Here is a 21,306-nt window from a genome sequence, read left to right as displayed (position 1 = left end):
GTAAGCGCAAAAAAAGAAGCAATAAAGAGACAAGAAATAAACAAGAGAAAACCGCAAATGTCGCGCACCATGCGCCGACCATCCCATGGCGAAACTTATGACCCAGCTACAAATCAAGTCCGTGCAATGCCTTTCCCCAACCGGCCTGCATCAAATGTCGTACAAGGAATGGGGTGATAGCAGTAACCCGAATACCCTGGTCTGCGTACATGGCTTGAGCCGGGTGTCCGATGATTTCGATATGTTGGCGGCGGAGTTGGCGAATGACTATCGGGTGATTTGTCCGGATGTAGTGGGACGTGGTCGTTCCGGTCGCTTGCTGGACCCGCAGTATTACCAAATCCCGCAATACGTCAGCGATATGGTGACTCTGATAGCACGCCTCGGTGTAAGCGAATTGCACTGGTTGGGGACATCGCTGGGTGGCGTGATAGGCATGGCACTTGCATCTCTGCCTGCGAATCCGATACGTAAGCTGATACTGAATGATATCGGCCCGGAAATGGATGCAGTGGCTTTGGCACGCATAGGCGAGTATGTCGGCAAGGATGTGCGCTTCGCAACTTTTGACGAAGCATGGAATTACGTGCGCGCAATTTCTTTGTCCTTCGGGCCGCACAATGACACGCAGTGGCGCAAAATGGCGGCCGATGTGATGCATCAGGATGCAGACGGGCAATGGGTGTTTAGCTATGACCCGGGGATAGCCGTGCCGTTCAAGGCGACTACCGTGCATAGCGTGCAGGCAGATACGGAGCGCCTGTGGGCCGCTTACGATGCGATCCGCTGCCCGACATTGGTGATCCGTGGTGCAGAGTCCGATTTGTTGTCGAACCAAACGATGCAGGCGATGTCACAACGCGGGCCGAAAGCGCAGGTGGTGGAACTGGCCGGTGTCGGCCATGCGCCGACTTTCCTGCATGCCGACCAGATTGCATTGGCAAAGAAATTTTTACTGGCTTGATATTTCCAGGCTGGTTTTTATATTGGATACATGATGAACATTACACGCTTGCACATAGGCGATACCTTGTCTGAAGTGGCAATACACAACGGCACGGTATACTTGGCCGGACAAATCGCTGAAGACACGACGCACAATATCCAGGGCCAGACCCGGGAAGTGCTCGGGCATATTGACCGCCTGCTGGCAGAAGCGGGCAGCGACAAGACACGTATTTTGTCGTGTCAGATTTTTATTGCCAACGTGAAGGATTTCGACGGCATGAATGAAGCGTGGAACGAATGGGTACCGCAAGGCCATACGCCGCCGCGTGCCACAGTGGGTGCGCAGTTTCCTGATCCGAAGCGCCTGGTAGAGATAATCGTAGTTGCAGCATCTTCTTAGGTTTTAAATGGTTTCCTTAGCATCAGCACAGAGCGATACGCAAGAGCTACTTCGCTCTGGTTTGACCGAACACGACAGTGCGCGTGTGATGGATGCGCTCGCCTTCGTCAAACCGATTTACAGCGGCAAGAAAGTTTCAGCAGGTCAGGATGCATTTGAAAGCGAACAGGACACCTTCGAGTTTGCGCAAGGTGTGGCGACTGTTCTCTCTCAATTGGAAACTGATGCCGATACCCGCATCGCAGCTTTACTGTTTGAGCTGGCGACTATCGATCCGGCCGCTGCCGAGAAGATAGAAGAGCGCTTCGGCAAGGAAGTGAACAACCTCGTGCTGGGCGTACGGCAATTGATGCGCCTGCACGAAGTCACCTTTGTCCAGCATGAAGCGGCACGCAGCAAGAATGCAGCGCAGGAAGCAGCGGCACAGCTCGAAGTCGTACGCAAGATGTTGCTGGCAATGGCATCCGATATGCGCGTCGTACTGGTGCGTCTCGGTACACGTGTGACGACCTTGCGCTACTTTGCCGATAACAAGGTACAGAACGAACGCTCGAAACAGTACGCACGTGAGACCTTTGATCTCTATGCGCCACTGGCCAATCGTCTTGGCGTCTGGCAACTGAAGTGGGAGCTGGAAGATTTATCTTTCCGCTTCCTGCAGCCGGAAGCCTACAAGCGCATCGCATCGCAACTGGAAGAGAAACGCGTAGAGCGCGAAGCCTTCGTGGAAAACGCGATCAAACGCCTGCAATCGGAGATGGCCGCTGCCGGCATCAAGGCCGAAGTTTTTGGCAGGCCGAAACATATCTTCAGTATCTGGAGCAAGCTGCGCGGCAAGGCGATAGAGTTTTCCGATCTGTATGACGTGCGTGCTTTCCGCGTGATCGTGGATGACGTCAAAACCTGCTATACCGTACTTGGCATCATTCACAATATATGGGCACCGATCCCGGAAGAATTTGACGACTATATTTCGCGTCCGAAATCGAATGGCTATCAGTCACTGCATACCATTGTGATTGCAGAAGACGGCCGCCCGCTGGAAGTGCAAGTGCGCACCAACGATATGCACGACTTTGCCGAATACGGCGTCGCTGCACACTGGCGTTATAAGGAAGCCGGTGGTTCGAATTTCTCCGGCCAGAAGTACGATGAAAAAATCGCGTGGCTACGCCAGTTGCTGGCGTGGAAAAGCGAGGTGGTCGATACCGTGGTCGGCCAGGAAGAAGTACATCGCGACTGGGTGGAAAAACTCAAGTCGGCGACACTGGATGATCGCATCTATGTCTTGACGCCACAGGCACGCGTAATCGAATTGCCGAACGGCGCGACGCCTATCGATTTTGCGTATCACTTGCACAGCGATGTCGGTCATCGTTGCCGCGGTGCGCGCGTCGACGGTGTGCTGGTGCCGCTGAATACGGTATTGAAAAACGGGCAGACCGTAGACATCATTACCGCCAAAGGTGTCAGCACCGTGACCGGTACTGTCGGTCCGTCGCGCGATTGGCTATCACCTGGTTATGCAGTCAGTTCGCGTACCCGTGCCAAAGTGCGTGCATGGTTCAATGCGATTGATCAGCAAGAAACCTTGTCGCATGGTCGTGGCCTGGTGGAAAAGACGCTGCAGCGTGAAGGTAAAACAGCTGTCAACCTGGAAGAACTGGCACACAAGCTGGGTTTTTCCAAAGTCGATGATCTCTTCCTCGCAGTGGGCAAGGATGAGTTCAGCCTGCGCACGGTTGAACATGCTTTGCATGGTGATGATCCGAACGCAGCGACCGAGTCGGATGATGCCGTCATCCCGCGCAAGAGCCGTGCTTCCAGCGTGGTGCACGGTGCCAAGTCCGGCGTGCTGGTGGTTGGTACCGATGGTTTGATGACGCAATTGGCAAAGTGCTGCAAACCGGCACCGCCGGATGACATCGTCGGCTTCATTACGCGTGGCAAGGGTGTGTCCATCCATCGCGCCGATTGCAAGAATTTCGTCGAGATGCGCACCAAGGCGCCCGAGCGTGTCATCCAGACTGCCTGGGGCCGGCCGGAGTCGGCCACTGTGTATCCGGTCGATATCTTTGTGCTGGCCGGCGACCGACAAGGTTTGCTGCGCGACATTTCGGATATTTTCCTGCGTGAAAAAATCAATGTGATCGGCGTCAGCACCCAAAGCGTGAAAGGGCAGGCGCGCATGGCCTTCACCGCGGAAATTGCTTCCACGGCGCAATTGCAAAAGGCACTCAATGTGATACGCGAAGTCAGCGGCGTTCTGGAAGCCAAGCGGCATTGATGGCCTGATTTCTACCGGCAAAATCAGCCCGCTTTGAAATTTTTGCACTTAGTTCGCAGAAGCACTAGCTAAGTAGATAATTTCTCGCTATAATTTCGCTTCTTTAGGCGCGTAGCTCAGCTGGTTAGAGCACTACCTTGACATGGTAGGGGTCGTTGGTTCGAGTCCAATCGTGCCTACCAACGAAAAATTGGTAAAACCTGTAAGAGCGAGAAAGGCAAACCCGGTTATGACACCGCGAACGGCAACCACATCGGTTTCCAGGCGACGCTAAGTCGGGTTCTTTTTCGTCATTACCATTTGAAAAAGCGCGGCTAGCCCGCGTTTTTTTTCGTCCGCATTTTTTGTTGTTCAATTTATCCAGTCTAGCGTCAGCATGCAGGGTCCCGCTGAAACGGAGAGCAAAATGATTACAGTCCGACTTCCCGATGGTTCGCAACGTGAATTTGATGCGCCTGTCACCGTAGCGCAAGTTGCCGCCAATATCGGCACCGGTCTTGCCAAAGCGGCATTGGCCGGCAAGGTCAACGGCGATGTAGTGGATACCTCCTACCTGATCGAGAAAGACAGCGATCTGGCTATCATCACCGACAAGGATGCGGAAGGTATCGATGTGATCCGTCATTCGACCGCCCATTTGCTTGCGTATGCGGTCAAGGAATTGTTTCCTGATGCGCAAGTCACCATCGGCCCTGTGATCGATAACGGCTTTTATTACGATTTCTCGTACAAGCGTCCGTTTACACCTGATGACCTGGTCGCGATCGAAAAGAAAATGACCGAGCTGGCGAAAAAAGATGAGCCGGTTACGCGTAAAGTCATGCCGCGTGATGAAGCCGTCGCTTATTTCAAATCGATAGGTGAGGCATACAAGGCTGAAATCATCGAATCGATCCCGGCGGACCAGGAAGTTTCGCTGTACACCGAAGGCAAGTTCACCGACCTGTGCCGTGGGCCGCACGTGCCGTCGACCGGCAAGCTGAAAGTATTCAAGCTGATGAAGCTGGCCGGTGCCTACTGGCGCGGCGATTCCAAGAATGAAATGCTGCAGCGGATCTACGGTACTGCTTGGGCGAAGAAAGAAGAGCAGGAAGCTTACCTGCACATGCTGGAAGAAGCTGAGAAGCGCGATCACCGCAAACTGGGCAAGCAACTGGATTTCTTCCATTTCCAGGAAGAAGCGCCGGGCTTGATCTTTTGGCATCCAAAAGGCTGGTCGATCTGGCAACAGGTCGAGCAATACATGCGCAAGGTCTACCAGGATAACGATTACCAGGAAGTCAAAGCGCCGCAAATCCTGGATCGTGGCTTGTGGGAAAAAACCGGCCACTGGGATAACTATCGCGAAAACATGTTCGTGACCGAGTCGGAAAACCGTTCATACGCGCTCAAGCCGATGAACTGCCCGGGCCATGTACAAATTTACAATAGCGATATGCGCAGCTATCGCGACCTGCCTTTGCGCTACGGCGAATTCGGCCAGTGCCATCGCAATGAGCCATCCGGTGCCTTGCACGGCATGATGCGCGTGCGTGGCTTTACGCAGGATGACGGCCATATTTTCTGTACTGAAGAACAAATTGCCGAAGAGGTAACAGCTTTCCATGCGCAAGCGATGGCGGTGTATGCGGCGTTCGGCTTTGAAAACATCGACGTCAAGCTGGCCTTGCGTCCGGATAGTCGTATCGGCACCGAAGAGAGCTGGGATATTGCCGAGGAATCGCTGCGCTCCGCGCTGCGTGCCTGTGGCGTCAGCTGGACCGAATTGCCGGGCGAGGGCGCGTTCTACGGCCCGAAAATCGAATACCACCTGAAAGACAGCCTGGGACGTGCATGGCAAGTCGGTACCGTGCAGATCGATCCGTCGATGCCGGGCCGCCTGGGTGCGGAATATGTAGCAGTTGATAACACCCGTAAAACCCCGATCATGTTGCACCGGGCGATTGTCGGTTCGCTCGAGCGTTTTATCGGTATTTTGATCGAACATTACGCCGGTGCCTTGCCTTTGTGGCTTGCTCCGGTGCAAATCGCGGTACTGAACATTTCGGATGCGCAGGCTGAATATGCACAGGCTGTTGCACAAAACCTGAAAAAACAAGGGTTTAGGGTACACCTTGATTTGCGTAATGAGAAAATTACCTATAAAATACGCGAGCATTCCGTTCAGAAGCTGCCGTACATCATTGTTATTGGCGATAAAGAACGGGACGCAGGTACAGTGGCCGTGCGAGCGCGAGGCAATGTCGATCTGGGTGTAATGCCTGTCGATTTATTGGTGGATCGTCTCAATAGCGAGATAGACGCCAAAGCCTAACGGGGTAACCCATAGCGCAAGAGCACGGCTTAATTATTTGATTTTAAAAGGAAATTGCAATAGCTACTGACAAGTCGCATCGGATCAACGGTGAAATTACAGCGCCTGAATTGCGTTTGAGTGGTGTCGAAAACGAGGCACTCGGTATCGTTACTCTGGCAGAAGCCTTCCGCCTGGCGGAAGAGGCTAACGTCGATCTGGTAGAGATTGCGCCAACCGCGCAACCACCAGTCGCACGCCTGATGGATTACGGCAAGTTCAAATACCAGGAACAAAAGAAGGCGCACGAAGCCAAGCTGAAACAGAAGATCATTCTGGTCAAGGAAGTCAAATTCCGGCCTGGTACCGATGATGGTGATTACAACATCAAGCTGCGCAACCTGATCAAATTCCTGGAAGATGGCGATAAAACCAAAATCACACTGCGTTTCCGCGGTCGTGAAATGGCGCATCAGGATATCGGCGTAAGAATGCTGGAACGTCTGAAACAAGATCTGGAGCCATATGGCCAGGTCGAACAGTGGCCAAAGATGGAAGGCCGTCAGATGATCATGGTTCTGTCGCCGAAGAAAAAGAAATAAGAATTTCGTGTGCATCGTCCGGTAACGGACGATTTACACAAAATAGCAGTGGACTCGATTCCACTGCATAACAAGTGAAAGCAGGCATCCAAGCGTAACGAAATTGTTGCCACCTGCAATCATATAAAATGGAACTGTCCCTTAAAAGGACAGAGTGTGTCATGCCTAAAATGAAAACGAAAAGCAGCGCCAAAAAGCGCTTTCGTGTACGTCCGGGTGGTACCGTTAAACGCGGTCAAGCGTTCAAACGTCACATCCTGACCAAAAAAACTACCAAAAACAAACGTCAATTGCGCGGTGCTGTCGGTGTCCATGACACCAACATGAATTCCGTACGCGCAATGATGCCTACCGCTTAACCTCACACTCAATTATTAAGGAGTAATCATGCCTAGAGTAAAACGTGGGGTCACAGCACGGGCCCGTCATAAGAAAGTCCTCGACCAAGCCAAAGGCTATCGTGGTCGTCGCAGCAAGGTATACCGTATTGCCAAGCAAGCAGTTATGCGCGCTGGTCAATATGCATACCGCGATCGTCGTAACAAGAAACGCGTTTTCCGCGCTCTGTGGATCACCCGTATCAATGCAGCATCGCGTGAACATGGTCTGACATACAGCGTGTTCATGAACGGTCTGAAACGCGCATCCATCGAACTGGACCGTAAAGTCCTGGCCGATATGGCTGTGATGGACAAACCGGCATTCGCTGCAATTGTGAATCAGGTGAAAGCAAACATCGCTGCTTAAGTGTTGTGATCGTATGCACCGTCTGCGGACGGTGCAGCAATATCCGAGCGGGGCAGGGTTCCATACCTATGCCCCGTTTTATTTTTGCTTTCCTTTTCGGCTTCCTTGCAAAGGACGAGAACAAACCGCATGAATCACCTCGAACAATTAGTCACCCAAGCCCAGACCGATTTCGCCGCCGCAGAAGATGCCGCCGCGCTGGAAAACGCGAAAGCGAAGTACCTCGGTAAAACGGGACAGATCACCGAACAGATGAAGAGCCTGGGCAAGCTTGCGCCGGAAGAGCGCAAAGCACAGGGCGCTGTCATTAACTCCGCCAAAGAAAAGATAGAAGCAGCACTGACTGCGCGCCGCGATGCATTATCGAATGCACAGATGGAAGCGCGTCTCAATGCGGAAGCTATCGACATCACACTGCCAGGTCGCGGTCGCGGCACCGGCGGTATCCACCCGGTCATGCGCTCATGGCAGCGCGTTGAAGAAATCTTCGGTTCCATCGGCTTTGACGTTGCCGACGGTCCGGAAATTGAAAACGACTGGACCAATTTCACTGCATTGAACAGCCCGGAGAACCATCCTGCGCGTTCGATGCAAGACACTTTCTACATCGAAGGCAAGGATACGCAAGGCAAGCCTTTGCTGCTGCGTACCCATACCAGCCCGATGCAAGTGCGCTATGCGCGCATGAACAAACCACCGATCAAGGTCATTGCACCGGGTCGTACCTACCGCGTCGATAGCGATGCCACCCATTCGCCTATGTTCCATCAGGTGGAAGGTTTGTGGATAGATGAAAACATCAGCTTCGCTGACCTCAAGGGTGTCTACCTCAATTTCGTCAAAGCCTTCTTTGAAACCGACGATTTGCAAGTGCGCTTCCGTCCGTCCTACTTCCCGTTCACCGAACCATCGGCCGAGATCGATATCGCGTTCGGTAGTGGTCCGCTGAAAGGTCGCTGGCTGGAAGTATCCGGTGCGGGTCAGGTCCATCCGACCGTGCTGCGCAATATGGGTTTTGATCCCGAACAATTCATCGGCTTCGCGTTTGGCTCCGGCCTCGAACGCCTGACGATGCTGCGTTACGGCATCAACGATCTGCGCCTGTTCTACGAAGGCGATTTGCGGTTTCTCAAACAATTCAACTAAAAGCAGTGACAAGCCGGAGCGCGCACTGGATGCACGCTCTGATTCTTTCTGTATTTTTGTGACGTCTGTGGCAAAAGGTTTTAATCATGCAATTTTCCGAAAGCTGGCTCCGTACGATGGTCGATCCGAACATGACTTCGGACGAATTGGCACACTTGTTGACGATGTCCGGCCTCGAGGTCGAAGAAGTCGAACCGGTGGCGCCGCCATTTTCGAATGTAGTAGTGGCCGAAGTACTGGAAGTCGCCAAACATCCGAATGCTGATCGTTTGAATGTGTGCCAGGTCAATGTCGGTACCGGCACCATGCTCAACATCGTGTGCGGTGCGCCTAACGTGCGCGCCGGCATGAAGGTGGTCTGTGCGATGGCTGGCGCTATCCTGCCGCCTGGTGAAGACGGCAAACCATTCGAAATCAAGGTCGGCGCATTGCGCGGCGTTGAATCGCAAGGCATGTTGTGCTCGGCACGCGAACTGAAATTGTCGGACGAGCAGGGCGGCCTGATGGACTTGCCTGCTGATGCGCCAGTCGGACAAAATTTCCGTGATTACTATCAACTGAACGACCTCAAGTTCACCATCAAGCTGACGCCGAACAAGGCGGATTGCCTGTCGGTGCTGGGTGTGGCGCGTGAAGTGTCGGCATTGACGGGTACGCCGTTGAAAGTACCGACCTTCCAGCCAGTCGCAGCAACAATTACAGATGTGTTGCCGGTCAAGGTATCGGCCCCTGATTTGTGCGGTCGCTTCTCCGGTCGCATCATACGCGGCCTGAATGCCAAGGCCCAGACACCGGACTGGATGAAGCAGCGCCTCGAGCGCAGCGGCCAGCGTCCGATCTCGGCACTGGTGGATATCTCCAATTACGTCATGCTGGAACTCGGCCGTCCTACGCACGTATTCGACCTGAGCAAAATCCACGGCGGACTGGATGTACGCTGGGGCAAGAAGGGTGAATCGCTGAAACTGTTGAATGGCAATACGGTTGCCGTCGATGAGTGGATAGGCGTCATCGCGGACGAGAAAGAAATCGAATCGCTGGCCGGCATCATGGGTGGTGATGCCACCGCCGTATCGCTGGATACGCAAGACATCTACCTCGAAGCTGCATTCTGGTACCCGAATGCGATCCAGGGCCGTGGCCGTCGTTTTAACTTCTCTACCGATGCAGCCCATCGTTTTGAACGTGGTGTCGACTTCGCGACTACAGTCGAGCACATGGAGCGCATCACGGCATTGATCGTTGAAATCTGCGGCCAGAAGGATTTGACCAAAGTTGGTCCTATCGATGATCACGTGGTGAACCTGCCCAAGCGCGCAGCCGTCAGCGTACGCACTGCACGTGCCGTCAAAGTCATAGGCGTGCCGCTGACCGATGAAATGATCGCGGATATCTTCACACGCCTTGGCCTGAGCTTCACGCACAAGGATGGCGTGTTCTCGGTGACGCCACCGTCGTATCGCTTCGATATCGAAATCGAAGAAGACCTGATCGAAGAGATCGCGCGCGTCTACGGTTTTGAAAACATTCCCGCCTTGCCGCCGGTAGCGGCAAGTGCCATGCGTATTCCCCCGGAAAATACACGCTCGCTGTTTACGATACGTCGTCAACTGGCTGATGCGGATTACCAGGAAGTGGTCAATTTCAGTTTCGTTGAACAGGAATGGGAAGCGGATTTCGCTGGCAATACCAATCCGATCAAACTGCTCAATCCTATCGCCAGCCAGATGAGTGTGATGCGCTCGTCGATGATAGGCAGCCTGATCGCGAATGTGCGTTACAACCTGAATCGCAAGGTCAGCCGCATCCGTTTGTTTGAAATCGGTGCGATTTACCTGCGCAACAAGGTTGAACAAGATGGCCCATTGTCGGTGGCCGGTTTCGACCAGCCGAAACGCGTCGCTGCCATTGCTTATGGCTCGGTTGCTGAAGAGCAATGGGGACAGGCATCACGCAACGTTGATTACTTTGATGTGAAGTCCGATCTGGAAGCACTCTTTGCTCCGAAGACGTTAACTTTTGTCAAAGTCGAGCATCCGGCATTGCACCCGGGACGTTCCGCCAGTATTTTGCTGGATGGGGAAGAGATAGGTTTTATCGGTGAATTGCATCCACGCTGGCAACAAAAATATGACCTGCCATTGGCACCGGTTTTATTTGAAGTTAACGCGAGTGCATTGCAAAGTGTCGGCGTCCCGAGCTACAAGGAAATTTCCAAATTCCCTGCAGTAACTCGCGATCTGGCGCTGGTGGTAAAACAAGCGGTTCCTATGCAAGCCCTGATGGATGCTTTTATTTCCGAAAAGAAACATAATCCAGTTTGCAATATTCTGCAAGTGGTTGTTTTATTTGATGAATATCGTGGAAAAGGTCTGGAGCAGGATGAAAAAAGCCTTGCTTTCCGCTTCACCTTACAAGATACTCAATTAACCCTGCAAGACGATTTGGTTGATGCCGCAATGGCCGCATTTGTTGCTGCCGCCACTAGCAAGCATGGGGCCAAATTGCGTGCATAACGAGGCAGGGACTAACAATAATATGAACGACGTGAATTCAGCCGAACTCCAATCTGTATTAGCTGCCGACCTCAACCGCGCGATGATGGAGGCGCAAGTACGCTCACAAGCGGAAAAAAACCTCCCGACCCTGACCAAGGCTGAGCTGGCAGAGTTGCTATTCGAGCAAGTCGGTTTGAACAAGCGTGAGGCCAAGGATATGGTCGAGACTTTTTTCGACGAAATCCGTAATGCACTGGAGCGTGGCGAATCGGTCAAATTGTCCGGTTTCGGCAATTTCCAGTTGCGTGACAAGCCACAGCGCCCGGGCCGTAACCCGAAGACCGGGGAAGAAATCCCGATCACCGCACGTCGGGTCGTGACTTTCCATGCCAGTCAAAAGCTCAAGGGTATGGTGGAAGATTCCAGCCAACAACCGCTTGTGCAAACCGCCTGATTTAGATGAACGAACGGATCCAGAAACCAGAATTGGTTGCCTTGCCGCCAATTCCCGCCAAGCGTTACTTCACTATCGGTGAAGTCAGCGAACTGTGTGGGGTGAAGCCACACGTCCTGCGTTATTGGGAACAGGAATTCACGCAACTCAAGCCGGTCAAGCGCCGTGGTAACCGTCGTTATTACCAGCATCATGAAGTGTTGTTGATACGTCGTATCCGTGAACTCTTGTACGAGCAGGGCTTCACCATCAGTGGTGCGCGTAACAAGCTCGATAGCCGTATCCTGGAAGCGAATGGCGATGATGATGCAGTGCCGGATACAGGGCCAACGGTAGATGCGGATCAGCTTGCTGATATCCGCAATGAGTTGGTCGAGATCCTGGCGTTGTTGAAATAAGATCGGCTGAAGAACAGAACACCAGCTCTTTTGGGCTGGAAATGAAAAAAGGGTTGCAGCAAAATTGCTGCAACCCTTTTTGTTTTTTGGTCGGGACGGAGTGATTCGAACACTCGACCCCTTGCACCCCATGCAAGTACGCTACCAGGCTGCGCTACGCCCCGACGAAGGCAAAATTATACCAGAGCCGTGATGTGTTTTCGTCATGCAGGAATTTGAAATTCACGCATGACAAATTGCGGTCAAGAGGCGCGGCCAGGAGTATGGGCAATCTGCGTTCGCTTCGCTGCAGCACGATCGGCTACGCGCAGCGGCGGCTTCACCTTGGGCAATGGCGTAGCTGTTGGGGCCGGCGCTAGTTGTTCCGCCGAGCTCGAGCGATAGCCTATACGGAAGCCACCCCAGTGTTTGCCGCTCACATAGATAGGCACCGACAAATCATGCATGACTTCACCGGTGTCGCGCTTATAGGTCTGCAGTAAGAAGGCCTTGGTATTGCTGCCGCAGCGCTTGCCGGTGCGATCAGTGAAGATGCGCTTGGTGCGGTTATTCACCAGGTCGACATCGTAGTCACCGGTCAGCGGCTTCGAGAATTTCTTGTTATGCGTGGGGAAGTAGCCATTGTCATCGACCGCTCCGGCATAGGCGAGTTGTGGCATTGCATCCAGTATCGCTTCCTGTATCTCTGGCAAGACACGGTCAGTAAAGGCATCGAATTGCGTCGTATGTTTCGCCGGCGAGGTATTCGGGACAGGCCGGTAATTGCGGTCAAATAGTGCGTCATGGCTGATGCGTCCATTCGCGATGGCTTCCTCGAATACCTTGCCTATGCGCAGCGCTGCAGTGCTTGCGACCATGCGTATTTCATCATGCTGGGTAGCGGCACCGCTTTCGGCGATGGCATCGTAAACAATTTCGGCGCGCTCCGACAAGGCCATCGCAGAGGCGGCAACGCGCGGCAATTCGGTATCGGTGGCGAGCATGCCGTCACGGATTTTAAGGATGGCGGCCGCGATCTTGTGCGTGGTTTCCACGTGTTCCCGTGATGCGTGTGCGATTTGCTGTATCTCTTCTTCGGAGGTGCCGGCAGCGCGTTCTATATTGCTGAGGAATTCGTGCACGCGTTCGACGTTTTGCGAGGCTTCCATGACCTTGCCGCTGAGCGCATGCATGCCGCCTGCCGCACGTTCGGCTTCAACATTAATGGCTGTCACCATCGCGCCGATATCATCGGTGGCTTCCTTGGTACGTTGCGCCAGTTGTCGCACTTCACCGGCGACTACGGCAAAGCCGCGACCGTGTTCGCCGGCGCGTGCGGCTTCGATAGCGGCGTTCAGTGCCAGCAAGTTGGTGCGGGCGGCGATTTCACTGATGACTTCAGTGATGCCATGGATGCGCCTTGATTTTTCCTGTAGCACGCGCATCATTTCGGATGCCGTCTGTGCATCGTCGCGTGCCTTGCCGATTTGTTCCAGACCCAGATTGACTTCGCTGCGTCCGGCCACGCTCTCGGCGCGGACTTCGGCTGCGATACTGGATGCGCGTTCAGCGTTGGCGGCAATTTGTTCGGTGGTGCTGGCGTTTTGTTCGGAACCGGCGACGATGCCATTGGCTGCCTGCACATCTTGCGCGATCTTGTTTTTGATCGAGTCCACAAAGTAGGAAGTCTCGGCCGCACCTATCATGATGTGGTCAATTTCGCCGCCTATCTTATTGACGAAATCGGTATTCTTGCCGTTACCGCGATGCAATAACTGTAGCAGGGACGCAGTGAGCAGCGCCGAAATCAGCAGCAGCCAAGGCAAGGCCAGCGCGTCAGCAGTGAGGTGCCAGATGCCGAAGGCGAGTCCCGTACCGACAGCCACGGCGCATGAGAAGAGAGTGCATTGCTTCAGCCATAGGGAAAAACTTTTGTTCCTGAACATATCGCGGTCTCCACGCAGATAATCTGGCGCGCCTTGATTTGTTTTATGGCGGCACGCTCAGACAGAACATAAGAAAACAACAAGTTTTGGTGCCGCTATGCCGCTACGAAGGGACCTGTTTTATTGCTCTTTGTCCTGTGGCATGCAGCTGAGTTTTATTGGTGTGATTTGATATTACCCACACTTGCTTACGCGCAGCTTATGCGCGGGTACTAAAAGCAGGACGAAACCAAAGTTCACATTTGAATACCTGAAGGATGGTGTAAAAATAGAAACATACCCGGTGCCGGCTATATGCAAACATGCTCATATTGGTAATGTTGCAAATGCTGGGTACTATGTTTGTCTTTTATCCGCAAACCATGACCTTTCCGGCGACCCGACTTATTGCTGCAGCTACCCAGGCTCCGCGCTTACTCGCCGCCGGGAGTTTGCGCGCTGTCATGGATGAAATAATCCGTGCCTATCAAGAGCAGGGAGGCCTAGTCTTCGATGCACAGTACGGGCCATCCGGCAAACTGCGGCAAGAGATAGAAAGCGGCGCGAAGGTAGATGTATTTGCATCGGCCTCTGTCGGTCATACCGAAGCCTTGGCACAGCAGAAGTTGCTCGGACCTTCGACGCTGTTTACGCATAATGATTTATGTGTGCTGGCACGGCCGGGCCTGGACCTGCGGGCTGATAACTTACTGGCGATGCTGGCGGATCCGGCGGTGCGTATTGCGACGTCCACGCCTGTAAGCGACCCGATGGGGGACTACACCTGGCAATTCTTTCGGAATGCAGACAAACAGCTGCCAGGTTTTTATGCGGCGATGAATGCACAAGCCATCAAACTGTCAGGTGCGCATATCCCTGCGGAAGGTGAGCGATTGCCCTATATAACGGCGTTTGAAGAAGACAGGGCCGATGCATATATCATGTATTGCACGAATGCAGTGGTGACGCGCAAGGTCTTGCCGCAGTTGAAGATGGTCGAGATAGCCGAAGATTTGAATGTGCGCAGTGCATATGGCATTGCGGCGCATGCCGAGTCGGAGCAAGGCAAGCGGTTTGTGCAGTTTGTACTTGCTGTAGCGGGACAGGCGATATTGAAGAAGCACGGTTTCGGCCCATGCTGAAACTGGTGCAGCAAGGTACAGGATACGACCCGCGATGTATGCGGGCAGATAAATTTGTTATGAGTGGCATTGTTTAATCATGCAGGGGCTTTTCGAATTCGAACAGGATGGGCGTTATCCTTTGCGCCGCATTCCGATGGTGATGCGTTTCAATCTGGATGCATGCGGCATCAAAATTTCCCTTACTGCCTGGATTACGCTTAGTCGTGATGAGCGTGAAGAGCTGGTTGCGCTGCCTTGTGGTACGGCGGAGCAGCAACAAGCATATCGTGAGCGTATGGCCGCTTTGCTGGCGCCGCATGCCGACAATCCGGATGCACTTATTGAAATGGTCGAGATAGACAGCGCACCGGCCTGGCGCGAGATTAGCGACGTGCCACCAAGCGTGAAGGACGGGCTAACCGAATTGGCTTTGCCGGTGCCTACGAGCGAACAATGGGCAGCACTGAGCGACCTGCAGCGTTTTGCATTGGTCAAATTGACGCGCTCGGGTCACAAGAATGCGAATTTACTGCCGGCCCTGAAAGAGTTTGGCCTGGTGTGAGATACCTAAGACAGATGTCAACGAACAGGATGATGCGATGACGCTCAAGATCAGTACGAATTTCGATGCCGGTGCGATAGAAGTGGTACGCGCCGACAGTGCGCAGGCGATAGAGCTCAGCTTACGCAAGGATAGCAACGCCGATATCGCACAATGGTTTTATTTCCGCCTGCAGGGCGCGCGTGGCGAGCGCTGCAGTATGCGTATCCTGAATGCCTCGGATGCGACTTATCCGGATGGCTGGCAGGATTACCAGGCAGTCGCCAGTTACGACCGGAAGAACTGGTTCCGCGTACCGACTGCGTACGATGGCAAGGTGATGACGATTGCGCATACACCACAGCATGACAGCGTCTATTACGCTTACTTTGAACCTTATCCGTGGGAACGTCATCTGGATTTGCTGGCAACAGCGCAAATGTCGACAGGCGTGCGCGTACAAGACCTTGGCAATACGGTCGAAGGGCGCGACCTGAATGTGGTGGTAATAGGCGATCCGGCCGCAGCAAAGAAAGTGTGGGTCATCGCACGCCAGCATCCGGGTGAAACCATGGCCGAATGGTTTGCCGAAGGGATGATCAATGCTTTGCTGGAGCAGACGCATCCATTGGTACAAAAACTGCTGAAGCATGCGGTGTTTTATATCGTACCGAATATGAATCCGGATGGCGCCGTCCATGGCAATTTGCGCACCAATGCGGCAGGGGCCAACCTGAATCGCGAATGGATGGCACCTACACTGGAAAACAGTCCGGAAGTCTGGCACGTGAAGAACAAGATACACGAGACCGGCTGTGATCTTTTCCTCGACATACACGGTGATGAAGCTTTGCCTTATGTATTCGTCGCCGGTAGTGAAATGCTGGAAGGATTTTCTGTACAACAGGCGGAAGAGCAAGAACGTTTCATCGAACAATTCCTGCGTGCCAGCGAAGACTTCCAGACCGAGTTTGGTTATAGCGCCGGCAAGTACCGCGCAGACATGCTGAAGCTGGCATCCAAGTACATCGGGCATACTTTCAAATGCGTATCACTGACGCTGGAAATGCCATTCAAGGACAATGCGTATACGCCGGAGCCCAAGGCCGGTTGGAATGGCGCGCGCAGTGCCAAACTGGGACAGGAAATCCTGCAAGCCATCCTGCATCACCTGGAACGGAGTGCGCGATGAGTGTGGAGATAGAGCGCAAATTCCTGGTATTGGGCGAGGACTGGAAAAAACTGGGGAAAGCAGTCGCGATACGCCAGGGCTACCTGTCGTCACAGCGCGATCGGGTGGTGCGCGTACGTATCGAAGATCAAACGGCCACGCTCACTATCAAGGGGAGGGTGACAGGCATTACACGTGGTGAATGGGAGTATGAAATTCCTGTCGCCGAAGCCGATGAGTTATTGAGTGGCTTGTGTGAACGGCCATTGATTGAGAAGACCCGTACCCGCATCGTGCATGCAGGCATGGTGTGGGAAGTCGACGAGTTCTTCGGCGAGAACCAGGGTCTGGTGGTGGCCGAGATAGAGCTGGAAAGCGAGAGCCAAGTGTTTGCCAAACCGGATTGGGTAGGCGTCGAAGTGACCGATGATGCACGTTACTTCAACGCCAACCTGTTGCGTCATCCATTTAGCGCCTGGTAATGCGCCGGCGGCCGGCAGTCTAATGCAGGTGGGTTGATCCGGCCGGTGCATCTTCCGGCATTTCCGCATGCACCAGTTCTGCACTCATGTCCGGATACAAGGGCGTGCCGCAATCGTCACAAAATTCCATTGGGAAGCATTCAAGATGACGCTTCACATTCACGACACCGCATTCTTCCAGCAAGGCGAGGATTTCCTCTATCGGTGATTTGCGTTCAACGTCGACCGATATCACCGGATCACTTGGTACTTCCACGTTGCGATACTGCAGCTCGGCATCGTCTTCTTCTCCATACAAGGGCCATACCGTGCCGTACAGCACATCAGGATCGTTGACGCGTGTGAAGCTAATACGATATTCATCGACCCGGCCATCGGTCGATTCTTCGCCAAAGCTGCCGATGATGGCTTGCAGTTCGCTTGCTTCCACATTCAGGGTATGCGTCAGGTAATGCACTGCGGCGCGTATCGATGCCGGCCGGATTTGCTTGTCGCCTTCGCGGCAAGCCACGAAGTACGCTTCCGGTAACAATAACTCGATGCCGCAACCTGGTAACAGGCGCGCAATATTTGGTAATGCCTGCGTATTCCATTGCGTAAGTGCGGTATCGCGCTCACTCAGGTCTGCCGATACCTGCCAGCGAAACAAGGGCTCGCCTGCAGCGGCAGTGACCACTGCCAGCAAGTAACGGGTGTCGGCCAGGAAAGGTGCCGTTTCCGGCGCCTGCGTCGGCGGTTTGAGCGTGATGCCCTTCAATGCCGTTTGCGCCATCCGGTGCGTGAAGGCAAATGTTTCCGCATGCGTACGTGGCAACTGATCAATCGAAAAGAGGGCGGATGCCATCACCATTTTGGTGTTGGGTGCGAGTATGTGCGCATGGAAATGCGCCGACAGGGTTGCCGTTGCCTCGGCCGGTATGGGGCCCGATGCAATCGAAAAGCGTGTCCAGGCGAGGATGGGCATGGCAACCAGCAAGGCGTCGTGCAACACGCCTTCATGTTCGAGCTGGCAGGATTCGCTGGCGGCTTCTACGCACTCCATCAAGCCATCGTAAGCATCCGATTCCTGCTTGAATAAATGATCCAGTGCAGCATCGATGCTGTCCTGATGGTCATTCTTCAGTAATTTGCGCAACAGGACATCCAGTTGGCGCTCCCAATTGCGTTCTTCCAAACGGCTGGCGGCCTGTATAAGCGCTTGGGCGAGCGTCGCCAGGCGCTGGCTGTCGGCGGATAGTTTGAGGCTGGTATTTTTGGCTGGACGACGCATGTAAAGACAATCTGAAGAAGGGCGGTGAATGTATTGTAGTGGATTACGCAAGCATCGCACGTTTGCGCCCGGGTTTGCGTAAAGACTGAAGATTCTTATTGCCTGCGATTAAACCGATATAAAAAACAGGCATAAAAAAAGCCGCATAGATGCATGCGGCTTTTTTGTGGGAACTGCTACTTCCATCCGTCGCCGGATGGAGTGCGCCGGTTTTAAGCGGCCAGCAATTGACGCAGAACGAAAGGCAGAATACCGCCGTGTTTGTAGTAATCGACTTCGATCGGGGTATCGATACGCAACAATACTTTCACTTCACGGCTTTCGCCATTGGCGCGGTGGATGACCAGCGTCACTTCTTGCTGTGGGCGCAAATTACCTTCCAGGCCTTTGAGGTCGAAAGTTTCATCGCCGGTAATGCCAAGCGTGGTCACGCTGTCATCGCCGAGGAATTGCAACGGCAGGACGCCCATGCCAACCAGGTTGGAGCGGTGGATACGTTCGTAGGAGCGTGCGATCACTGCCTTGACGCCCAGCAATTGCGTACCTTTGGCGGCCCAGTCACGCGACGAACCGGTACCGTATTCTTCACCAGCGAAGACCATGGTCGGTGTGCCGTCTGCCACGTAGCGCATCGCTGCATCGTAGATCGACATTTGTTCGCCGCTAGGCTGGAACAGGGTGACGCCGCCTTCGACGCGCGAACCGTCCGGTTTGACCGGGATCATCAGGTTCTTGATACGTACGTTGGCAAAGGTGCCGCGCATCATGATTTCATGGTTGCCGCGACGTGAGCCGTAAGAGTTGAAATCGGCTTTCATCACGCCTTTTTCGCTCAGGTATTTACCGGCCGGGCTGCTGTCCTTGATCGCGCCTGCAGGCGAGATGTGATCGGTGGTGATCGAATCGCCAAACACGCCGAGTGCACGTGCTGCGGTGATACCGGTTGCCGCCGCTTTCGGTTCCATCGCGAAGTCATTGAAGAACGGTGGTTCAGCGATATAGGTCGAGGTTGGCCAATCATAGACCTGGCCTTCAGCCACGCCCTTGATTTGTTCCCACAGCTTGCCTGGTGCGGTTTTGACTTGTGCGTAGTTGTCCTTGAAGGTCTTCGCATTCATCGCAAACTTCATCAGCTTGGCCACTTCCTGGCTGGTCGGCCAGATATCGCCCAGGTAGACATCACGTGTCTTGCCGTCGGCACCTTTGCCGCGACCGACCGGTTCTGTCATCAGGTCACGTGTCATGTTACCGGCTATCGCGTAAGCGACGACCAGTGGAGGCGAGGCGAGGAAGTTGGAGCGGATGTTCGGGTGGATACGCGCTTCAAAGTTACGGTTACCGGACAGGACTGCGGAAGCGACGATATCGTGCTGCACGATCGCTTCATTCATCGCTGGTGTCAGGTCGCCGGCATTACCGATACAGGTGGTGCAACCGTAGGCAGTGACGCCGAAGCCGAGTTTTTCCAGGTAGGGCAGCAAACCTGCGGCTTCCAGGTATTCGGTAACGACACGCGAGCCTGGCGCCAGCGAGGTTTTGATATGTGGCGATACTTTCAAACCGGCTTCAACCGCTTTCTTCGCCAGCAAACCGGCGGTCAGCAAGACGCTAGGGTTGGAAGTGTTGGTGCATGAAGTAATCGCCGCAATCAGCACGTCGCCGTTTTTGACTTTGACGCCGTCGCTGTTGGTATAGGTCGCATCCAGGTCTTCAATCTTTTTGTTGAAGCCGTTTTCTGCAGTCGGTTTGGCAAACAGTTCTGCGAAGTTGTGTTTGACGTTGCCGATTTCGATACGGTCTTGCGGGCGCTTCGGACCTGCCAGCGAAGGAGCAACCGAGCCGAGGTCGAGTGCGACCACGTGGGTGTAATCGATTTCGCCGGATTTTGGAACGCCGTACAAGCCCTGTGCCTTGAAATAGCTTTCAAACGCATCGATTTCTGCCTTGGTGCGGCCGGTGCCCTTGAAGTAATCAATGGTAGCGTCATCGACCGGGAAGAAGCCCATGGTTGCGCCGTATTCCGGTGCCATGTTGGCGATGGTGGCGCGATCGGTCAGCGACAGCGATTCGGTACCTTCGCCGAAGAATTCGACGAACTTGCCGACGACTTTTTCCTTGCGCAGCATTTCGGTAATGGTCAGCACCAGATCTGTCGCCGTGACGCCTTCGCGCAACTGGCCGGTCAGGTTCACACCGACGACGTCCGGTGTCAGGAAGTAAACCGGTTGGCCCAGCATGCCGGCTTCCGCTTCGATACCACCCACGCCCCAGCCGACTACGCCGATGCCGTTGATCATGGTGGTGTGCGAATCGGTACCGACCAGGGTGTCAGGGTAGTAGACCGAATCTTTCTTATGGACGCCACGTGCCAGGTATTCCAGGTTGACCTGATGCACGATACCGAAGCCCGGTGGCACCACACCAAAGGTGTCGAATGCCTGCATGCCCCATTTCATGAACTGGTAGCGTTCGTTATTGCGCTGGAATTCCAGCTTCATGTTCAGGTCGAGCGCATTCTTTTGACGGAAGTGATCGATCTGGATCGAGTGGTCCACGACCAGGTCGACCGGTACCAGCGGCTCGATGTTCTTTGGGTTCTTACCCATTTTTTCGGCAACACCACGCATGGCGGCCAAATCAGCCAGCAAAGGAACACCGGTGAAATCCTGCAGCACGACGCGCGCAACGACGAAAGGAATTTCATCGGTACGGCTCGCATTTGGCGACCAGTTGGCCAGTTGGCGGATGTGTTCTTCGGTTACTTTTTTGTCGTCACAATTGCGCAGCACCGATTCCAGCACGATACGGATGGAAACCGGCAAACGGGAAACGTTCACGCCGAGTTTTTTGCCCAGAGCCGGCAAGGAATAGAACTCGCCTTTCCTGGAGCCTGAGATATTGAATTCCTTAAGCGTATTCAATGTGTTGCGCGACATGATTTCTCCTTAATACAAATTACCGATACGATATTTAATACCCGATGCCGTCAGATTTCGGCGGCGGCTTGCGGCATCGTTTTACTTCTGTAGCTATGAATACTT

18 protein-coding genes and 2 tRNA genes are annotated in these 21,306 nt (G+C 53.9%); 16 read left to right on the top strand and 4 right to left on the bottom strand.

Going from position 1 to position 21,306, the window contains the following annotated elements:
- The first annotated feature begins 97 nt into the window (after positions 1-97).
- From ACFQPC_RS06430 to ACFQPC_RS06375, 12 genes are all read left to right on the top strand, one after another.
- The gene (locus ACFQPC_RS06430; RefSeq protein WP_382270912.1) at positions 98-964 is read left to right on the top strand and encodes an alpha/beta fold hydrolase; all 867 of its coding nucleotides are present in this window, start codon (positions 98-100) and stop codon (positions 962-964) included.
- Positions 965-997: 33 nt separating this feature from the next.
- Complete coding sequence (locus ACFQPC_RS06425; protein WP_382271877.1) at positions 998-1,348, top strand: RidA family protein; 351 nt, start codon at positions 998-1,000, stop codon at positions 1,346-1,348.
- A gap of 7 nt (positions 1,349-1,355) precedes the next feature.
- Complete coding sequence (locus tag ACFQPC_RS06420) at positions 1,356-3,635, top strand: RelA/SpoT family protein (RefSeq protein ID WP_382270911.1); 2,280 nt, start codon at positions 1,356-1,358, stop codon at positions 3,633-3,635.
- Between the two features lie 105 nt (positions 3,636-3,740).
- Positions 3,741-3,817, top strand: a tRNA-Val gene (locus tag ACFQPC_RS06415).
- A 224-nt stretch (positions 3,818-4,041) separates the two neighbouring features.
- Entirely contained in the window at positions 4,042-5,949 is a 1,908-nt protein-coding gene (gene thrS, locus ACFQPC_RS06410; protein ID WP_382270909.1) for a threonine--tRNA ligase, read from the top strand.
- A gap of 59 nt (positions 5,950-6,008) precedes the next feature.
- The gene (gene infC / locus ACFQPC_RS06405; protein WP_083757418.1) at positions 6,009-6,530 is read left to right on the top strand and encodes a translation initiation factor IF-3; all 522 of its coding nucleotides are present in this window, start codon (positions 6,009-6,011) and stop codon (positions 6,528-6,530) included.
- 161 nt (positions 6,531-6,691) lie between these two features.
- Entirely contained in the window at positions 6,692-6,889 is a 198-nt protein-coding gene (rpmI, locus tag ACFQPC_RS06400; RefSeq protein WP_124574982.1) for a 50S ribosomal protein L35, read from the top strand.
- Between the two features lie 28 nt (positions 6,890-6,917).
- Positions 6,918-7,277: a 50S ribosomal protein L20 gene (rplT, locus tag ACFQPC_RS06395; protein ID WP_012079346.1), complete on the top strand. Its 360-nt coding sequence runs from the start codon at positions 6,918-6,920 to the stop codon at positions 7,275-7,277.
- Between the two features lie 129 nt (positions 7,278-7,406).
- Positions 7,407-8,423, top strand: a complete 1,017-nt coding sequence (pheS, locus tag ACFQPC_RS06390) for a phenylalanine--tRNA ligase subunit alpha (protein ID WP_382270907.1) — start codon at positions 7,407-7,409, stop codon at positions 8,421-8,423.
- 86 nt (positions 8,424-8,509) lie between these two features.
- Positions 8,510-10,939, top strand: a complete 2,430-nt coding sequence (gene pheT / locus ACFQPC_RS06385) for a phenylalanine--tRNA ligase subunit beta (protein WP_382270905.1) — start codon at positions 8,510-8,512, stop codon at positions 10,937-10,939.
- Positions 10,940-11,021: 82 nt separating this feature from the next.
- On the top strand, positions 11,022-11,375 hold the full coding sequence (locus ACFQPC_RS06380) for an integration host factor subunit alpha (protein ID WP_465261803.1): 354 nt from the start codon (positions 11,022-11,024) through the stop codon (positions 11,373-11,375).
- 5 nt (positions 11,376-11,380) lie between these two features.
- Complete coding sequence (locus ACFQPC_RS06375; RefSeq protein WP_382270902.1) at positions 11,381-11,773, top strand: MerR family transcriptional regulator; 393 nt, start codon at positions 11,381-11,383, stop codon at positions 11,771-11,773.
- Between the two features lie 87 nt (positions 11,774-11,860).
- Here ACFQPC_RS06375 and ACFQPC_RS06370 read toward each other — a convergent pair.
- Positions 11,861-11,937, bottom strand: a tRNA-Pro gene (locus tag ACFQPC_RS06370).
- Positions 11,938-12,015: 78 nt separating this feature from the next.
- Positions 12,016-13,698, bottom strand: coding sequence for a methyl-accepting chemotaxis protein (locus ACFQPC_RS06365; protein ID WP_382270900.1), 1,683 nt, complete (start codon positions 13,696-13,698; stop codon positions 12,016-12,018).
- A gap of 302 nt (positions 13,699-14,000) precedes the next feature.
- On the opposite strand from ACFQPC_RS06365, the gene ACFQPC_RS06360 reads away from it, so the two are divergent.
- The 4 genes from ACFQPC_RS06360 to ACFQPC_RS06345 all read left to right on the top strand — a co-directional run bounded on the left by ACFQPC_RS06360 (position 14,001) and on the right by ACFQPC_RS06345 (position 16,995).
- Positions 14,001-14,819 carry an extracellular solute-binding protein gene (locus tag ACFQPC_RS06360; RefSeq protein ID WP_382270898.1) on the top strand — a complete coding sequence of 273 codons (819 nt, stop codon included), beginning with the start codon at positions 14,001-14,003 and terminating at the stop codon, positions 14,817-14,819.
- A gap of 79 nt (positions 14,820-14,898) precedes the next feature.
- Positions 14,899-15,363: a nitrate reductase associated protein gene (locus ACFQPC_RS06355; protein ID WP_382270896.1), complete on the top strand. Its 465-nt coding sequence runs from the start codon at positions 14,899-14,901 to the stop codon at positions 15,361-15,363.
- A gap of 37 nt (positions 15,364-15,400) precedes the next feature.
- Positions 15,401-16,534, top strand: coding sequence for a M14 family metallopeptidase (locus ACFQPC_RS06350; RefSeq protein ID WP_382270894.1), 1,134 nt, complete (start codon positions 15,401-15,403; stop codon positions 16,532-16,534).
- Entirely contained in the window at positions 16,531-16,995 is a 465-nt protein-coding gene (locus ACFQPC_RS06345; RefSeq protein ID WP_382270893.1) for a CYTH domain-containing protein, read from the top strand. Before ACFQPC_RS06350 ends, ACFQPC_RS06345 begins: the two co-directional genes overlap by 4 nt.
- 19 nt (positions 16,996-17,014) lie before the next feature.
- Here the strand turns inward: ACFQPC_RS06345 and ACFQPC_RS06340 are convergent, their stop codons facing one another.
- Positions 17,015-18,265, bottom strand: coding sequence for a DUF2863 family protein (locus ACFQPC_RS06340; RefSeq protein ID WP_382270892.1), 1,251 nt, complete (start codon positions 18,263-18,265; stop codon positions 17,015-17,017).
- A 212-nt stretch (positions 18,266-18,477) separates the two neighbouring features.
- The gene (gene acnA, locus ACFQPC_RS06335) at positions 18,478-21,201 is read right to left on the bottom strand and encodes an aconitate hydratase AcnA (protein WP_382270890.1); all 2,724 of its coding nucleotides are present in this window, start codon (positions 21,199-21,201) and stop codon (positions 18,478-18,480) included.
- Positions 21,202-21,306 lie beyond the last annotated feature (105 nt).

The sequence above is a fragment of the Herminiimonas glaciei genome (assembly GCF_042664955.1).
GTDB classification, from domain to species: domain Bacteria; phylum Pseudomonadota; class Gammaproteobacteria; order Burkholderiales; family Burkholderiaceae_D; genus Oxalicibacterium; species Oxalicibacterium glaciei.
The sequence above is the reverse complement of the archived record's forward strand: the minus strand, read 5'-3'. Positions and strand labels throughout refer to the sequence as shown.

What these genes read in the sequence shown, in the direction of transcription:
- ACFQPC_RS06360 (WP_382270898.1), top strand. Translation starts at nt 14,001, where the DNA reads ATGCTCATATTGGTAATGTTGCAAATGCTGGGTACTATGTTTGTCTTT.
- rplT (WP_012079346.1), top strand. Translation starts at nt 6,918, where the DNA reads ATGCCTAGAGTAAAACGTGGGGTCACAGCACGGGCCCGTCATAAGAAA.
- ACFQPC_RS06355 (WP_382270896.1), top strand. Translation starts at nt 14,899, where the DNA reads ATGCAGGGGCTTTTCGAATTCGAACAGGATGGGCGTTATCCTTTGCGC.
- acnA (WP_382270890.1), bottom strand. Translation starts at nt 21,201, where the DNA reads ATGTCGCGCAACACATTGAATACGCTTAAGGAATTCAATATCTCAGGC.
- ACFQPC_RS06375 (WP_382270902.1), top strand. Translation starts at nt 11,381, where the DNA reads ATGAACGAACGGATCCAGAAACCAGAATTGGTTGCCTTGCCGCCAATT.
- ACFQPC_RS06420 (WP_382270911.1), top strand. Translation starts at nt 1,356, where the DNA reads ATGGTTTCCTTAGCATCAGCACAGAGCGATACGCAAGAGCTACTTCGC.
- rpmI (WP_124574982.1), top strand. Translation starts at nt 6,692, where the DNA reads ATGCCTAAAATGAAAACGAAAAGCAGCGCCAAAAAGCGCTTTCGTGTA.
- ACFQPC_RS06425 (WP_382271877.1), top strand. Translation starts at nt 998, where the DNA reads ATGAACATTACACGCTTGCACATAGGCGATACCTTGTCTGAAGTGGCA.
- ACFQPC_RS06340 (WP_382270892.1), bottom strand. Translation starts at nt 18,265, where the DNA reads ATGCGTCGTCCAGCCAAAAATACCAGCCTCAAACTATCCGCCGACAGC.
- ACFQPC_RS06350 (WP_382270894.1), top strand. Translation starts at nt 15,401, where the DNA reads ATGACGCTCAAGATCAGTACGAATTTCGATGCCGGTGCGATAGAAGTG.
- ACFQPC_RS06430 (WP_382270912.1), top strand. Translation starts at nt 98, where the DNA reads ATGACCCAGCTACAAATCAAGTCCGTGCAATGCCTTTCCCCAACCGGC.
- ACFQPC_RS06345 (WP_382270893.1), top strand. Translation starts at nt 16,531, where the DNA reads ATGAGTGTGGAGATAGAGCGCAAATTCCTGGTATTGGGCGAGGACTGG.
- pheT (WP_382270905.1), top strand. Translation starts at nt 8,510, where the DNA reads ATGCAATTTTCCGAAAGCTGGCTCCGTACGATGGTCGATCCGAACATG.
- ACFQPC_RS06365 (WP_382270900.1), bottom strand. Translation starts at nt 13,698, where the DNA reads ATGTTCAGGAACAAAAGTTTTTCCCTATGGCTGAAGCAATGCACTCTC.
- ACFQPC_RS06380 (WP_465261803.1), top strand. Translation starts at nt 11,022, where the DNA reads ATGATGGAGGCGCAAGTACGCTCACAAGCGGAAAAAAACCTCCCGACC.
- thrS (WP_382270909.1), top strand. Translation starts at nt 4,042, where the DNA reads ATGATTACAGTCCGACTTCCCGATGGTTCGCAACGTGAATTTGATGCG.
- pheS (WP_382270907.1), top strand. Translation starts at nt 7,407, where the DNA reads ATGAATCACCTCGAACAATTAGTCACCCAAGCCCAGACCGATTTCGCC.